Origin of the sequence: Rhodoferax sp. UBA5149, from assembly GCF_002413825.1 — a bacterium.
GTDB lineage: Bacteria > Pseudomonadota > Gammaproteobacteria > Burkholderiales > Burkholderiaceae_C > Rhodoferax.
The window spans coordinates 1-4,144 of the sequence record NZ_DHXT01000220.1; the positions used below are offsets into that span (position 1 = coordinate 1).

At 59.6% G+C, this 4,144-nt stretch carries 5 protein-coding genes; 2 read left to right on the forward strand and 3 right to left on the reverse strand.

What is annotated here, in order from left to right; translation table 11 throughout:
• On the reverse strand, positions 1-441 hold a 441-nt coding region (minD, locus tag B3V69_RS19665), incomplete at its 3' end, for a septum site-determining protein MinD (protein WP_296449180.1).
• A gap of 26 nt (positions 442-467) precedes the next feature.
• Positions 468-1,280: a septum site-determining protein MinC gene (gene minC, locus B3V69_RS19670; protein WP_296449183.1), complete on the reverse strand. Its 813-nt coding sequence runs from the start codon at positions 1,278-1,280 to the stop codon at positions 468-470.
• Between the two features lie 570 nt (positions 1,281-1,850).
• Between minC and B3V69_RS19675 the strand changes: the two genes are divergently transcribed.
• Complete coding sequence (locus B3V69_RS19675) at positions 1,851-2,435, forward strand: hemerythrin domain-containing protein (RefSeq protein ID WP_296449186.1); 585 nt, start codon at positions 1,851-1,853, stop codon at positions 2,433-2,435.
• A gap of 28 nt (positions 2,436-2,463) precedes the next feature.
• Here B3V69_RS19675 and B3V69_RS19680 read toward each other — a convergent pair whose 3' ends face one another.
• Positions 2,464-3,582, reverse strand: coding sequence for an alkene reductase (locus B3V69_RS19680; RefSeq protein WP_296449188.1), 1,119 nt, complete (start codon positions 3,580-3,582; stop codon positions 2,464-2,466).
• A 226-nt stretch (positions 3,583-3,808) separates the two neighbouring features.
• Between B3V69_RS19680 and B3V69_RS19685 the strand changes: the two genes are divergently transcribed.
• Positions 3,809-4,144, forward strand: a 336-nt coding sequence (locus B3V69_RS19685) for an AsmA family protein (RefSeq protein ID WP_296449191.1), incomplete at its 3' end; no start/stop codon positions are given.

Consider the following 4,144-nt stretch of genomic DNA (forward strand, 5'->3'; position numbering starts at 1 on the left):
GACCTCGGGGTTGGTCACCACCAGCGCTTCGTCGGCAAAGTGCATGGCCATCAGGGCGCCTGTCTCAATGCCGGCAGGCGAATCGCAGACGATATATTCAAAGTCCATGGCGGCCAGGTCGGTCAGCACTTTTTCCACGCCGTCCTGCGTCAAGGCGTCCTTGTCACGGGTTTGCGAAGCGGCCAGCACGTACAGGTTGTCGCACTGCTTGTCCTTGATGAGGGCCTGGTTCAGGTTGGCCTCGCCGTGGATGACGTTGATCAGGTCATACACCACGCGGCGCTCGCAACCCATGATCAGGTCCAGATTGCGCAAGCCAACATCAAAGTCGATCACGGCGGTCTTATGGCCGCGCATGGCCAGACCGGTCGCAAAGCTGGCGCTGGTGGTTGTTTTACCGACCCCGCCCTTGCCGGAGGTAACCACAATGATTTTTGCCATGGGTGAGATGTCTTTCAATTTAAAAATTAGGTTTTCAGCGCTTCAATCAGCAACTTGTCCTGCCCATCGTTGCTCAAACGCACTTGCGCTGCCTTGCCACGCACCTCGGGCGCCAATGGGTTCTCGCTGGTGCGGTAGACACCGGCAATGGAAATCAGCTCGGGGTCGAGGCACAAAGAAAAAATACGGGCATGGGTGTTGCCGCTGGCGCCGGCCATGGCCTTGCCGCGCAGCGGCGCGTAGACATGAATATTGCCATCGGCCACCACTTCGGCGCCCTGGTTGACCATGGCCAGCACCACCAGATCGGCACCCCGTGCATAGACTTTTTGTCCGGAACGCAGGGGTTTGTCCACCACCATGGTGAGCTGGCCCGGGATTTCACGGACGACTTCGCGCACCACCTCGACCACAACCTCCCGGACGACCTCGGTCACCACAGTCTCGGTTGCTGCGGGTTTGATAGCCAGCGGGCGCGCCCGTGGTACATCGACCGGTGCTTCCACTAAACCCAGGGCGAGGGCCGCTTGCATCCACGCCGCACTGGCACCGCGCACCGCCAACGGCACCAGGCGACAGGACCGCAACACCACCAACAAGGGTTTCAGGTCTTGCAGCGGCATATCGGCCGCAAGCTGCGAAAAATCAATGACCAATGCATCGTGGTCGAAAAATTCGGGACTCTCGCCGTCGGCGCCGAACTGCTGTTTCAGATCGGCGGCCAGCAGGTCCCAGTCGCTTGTCTTGAGCATCAGCGCCACCAGGGGCAACTGGGCACTTTTTATTTCAAAGGAGGCATGGGCGTGACCAGACAGGTGACCTGCAGAAGAAACGGACATGGGAAAAATAAAAGACCTGTGGCGAACGGTTGAAATGCGACGGAATGACGGCTGAAGCGCGGCGCCAGCTGAGCCTGAATTTTACTTGATTGCATCGCCTAAAACCCCAAACTGCCCAGCTTCTTTGTAAGCGTTCGCAAGCAAACCATGGGGCTGAACAATCCTCTTTGTTTTTTCGGGGGAGTTGGTGTTTTCTTATCTTCTATTTATTCTATTTTTAAATAGTAGTAGTAGATAAGGGTTGCAGTTTTGTGGGGATAAGCCTATATTTTTGTTTTAAATCAATGACTTATGTAAGGTCAACGCATGTGGGTGGCCATGCTTTTGGACTGTACCCGGAAACTGGACAACTTTTATTTTTTGTATTTTTCTGTGGATAACTCATGACTTGTGCCGGAACTATACACAGGTTTATTCTTTGACAAAACCGGACAATTGGGTCTATGCGGCTGAAGTGCAAATCAGGGGGCGGTGATAGGGCAATGGCAGTGCGCTGATGGCTGGTTGATCTGCATCAAGTGCGGTTGACAGGTCGCGTGGCATGCTTGCACCACTATCGGAGACGCATCCATGGCCCATGAAAGTATGCGAATCATTCGCGATGAACACGCTGCGCTGGCGGCGATGTTGCGCTCGCTCGGCATGATGGTCGAGCGCGGCCCCGTTAACGAGCCAGAGAGTTTTTTTGATGTATTGCGGGCGATGTTGTTCTACATCGACGAGTTTCCCGAGCGCCTGCATCACCCCAAGGAAACAGAGTTGCTGTTCCCCCGGGTCGCGCGCCTGGCGCCGGAGACGGTGGAGGTCATTGCCCGGCTCGACAACGACCATTCGAAAGGTGAGTCGGCGGTGCGTGAACTACAGCACTTGTTGTTGGCCTGGGAGCTGGTGGGCGAGTCAAGACGTGCCGTCTTTGACCAGGCGGCAAAACGTTATCTTGATTTTTATCTGGAGCACATGCGGCTGGAAGAAACCGTGATCCTGCCCGCGGCGCAAAGGGTATTGAGTGTGGCGGACTGGAAAGAGCTTGACGCCGCTTTTGCCAGCAACTGTGACCCCCTCACAGGCAAGTACCCGCGAGATCCGGCGTATGACCGGCTGTTCACCCGCATTGTGATGCGCGCGCCCGCGCCCATTGGTTTGGGCGAGGGCTAGCGTCAGCGGACCTTGATTTAGTTTAGCTTCAGGCCAGTGCCGGGTAGTCGGTGTAGCCTTTGGCGCCACCGCCGTAAAACGTGCTGCGGTCCGGCGCATTGAGCGCCGCATTCTCGCGCAAACGGCGCGTGAGGTCGGGGTTGGCGATGAAGAGGCGGCCAAAAGCCACCAGGTCCGCACCGCTGGCCAGCGACTGATTGGCCAGTGTGATATCCAAGCCGTTATTCACCATCCAGGCACCTTTGCCACCCGCGTTGCGGTAGCTGGCACGTAAGGCCGCGTAGTCAAACGGTGTGTCGCCCTGCATATAGTCCCGTGGGCCGCCGGTCGAGCCTTCGATGATGTGCAGGAAAGCCAGGTTCAGCGGCGCGAGTTGTGCCACGGCATAGCCAAACAGCGGCTGCGGATGCGGGTCTTGCGCATCATTGGCCGGGGTCACCGGCGACAGGCGCAAGCCGACGCGGTCACCGCCGATTTCCTGGCTGACCGCGCGCATCACTTCCAGCAGCAAACGGGCCCGGTTTTCAATGCTGCCGCCATAGGCATCGGTGCGGGTGTTGGAGCCCGAGCGCAGGAACTGGTCCAGCAGATAGCCGTTGGCACCATGCACTTCGACGCCATCAAAACCGGCGGCAATGGCATGGCGTGCCGCACGGCGGTAGTCGTCGACGATGCCGGGCAACTCTTCCAGGGTCAGGGCGCGCGGCGCGGAGGTGTCGATAAATTTGGCGACACCGTCCTGGATCAGAACGGTTTTGGTTTTGGCGGTGATGGCCGAGGGCGCCACGGGCGCCTGGCCACCGGGTTGCAGATCGACATGCGAGACGCGCCCCACATGCCACAGCTGCATGACGATTTTGCCGCCGGCGGCGTGGACCGACTCCGTCACCTGTTTCCAGGCGCTCACCTGTTCGTCGTTCCAGATACCGGGTACGTCGGCATAGCCTTGGCCCTGGTGGCTGATGGCGGTGGCTTCGGTCACGATCAGTCCGGCCCCGTTTTTGGGGTCGGCGCGTTGCGTGTAATAGGTGGCCATCAGCGCTGTGGGAATAGCGCCGGGTGCGCGGTTGCGCGTGAGCGGGGCCATGACCATGCGGTTGGCAAGGTGCAGACGGCCGACTTGCAGGGGATCGAATATAGAGGTCATGAGGGTTCAGGTGGTAGAAAGTTTCAAGGCACAGCCGATCGGGCGTGACACTGCATCTGCAGGCTTTCGCTTGAAATGCAAGCGCATGGAACACGTCCCCGCCTGTTTCAAGACACCCATGCGACAGCTGTTGCAGCGTCAGCGCGGGCCAGGCAGCGACCCGGCTGGGTCAGGTCGGCGATGTCGCGGCGGTGCGGCGGTGGCTTGCCCGGCGCAAAATGCCGACATGAAACGAATTTTGAAATGGATGTTCGTGGCCGGGCTGGCCTTGCTACTGCTGTTGGCGGCCGGCGCCTGGGCTTTGCAAGGCTGGCTCGGCACGGAAGATTTCAAGGCGCGGGCCGAGCGCGAAGCCAGCGCGTTACTGGGGGTGGCCGTGAAACTGGAGCGCATTGACGTCGATCTGTGGCCGCTGCCGGCGCTGGCCTTGGGCGGCGTTCAGATTCAAACCCGGCCGCCGCTGACGCTTGAGCGTCTGGAACTGCGCCCGACCTGGCGCGGTTTGATGCAGGGTCGGCTGGAACTGGCCAGCGTGCTGGTGCGGCGCGCGATGCTGGCGCAG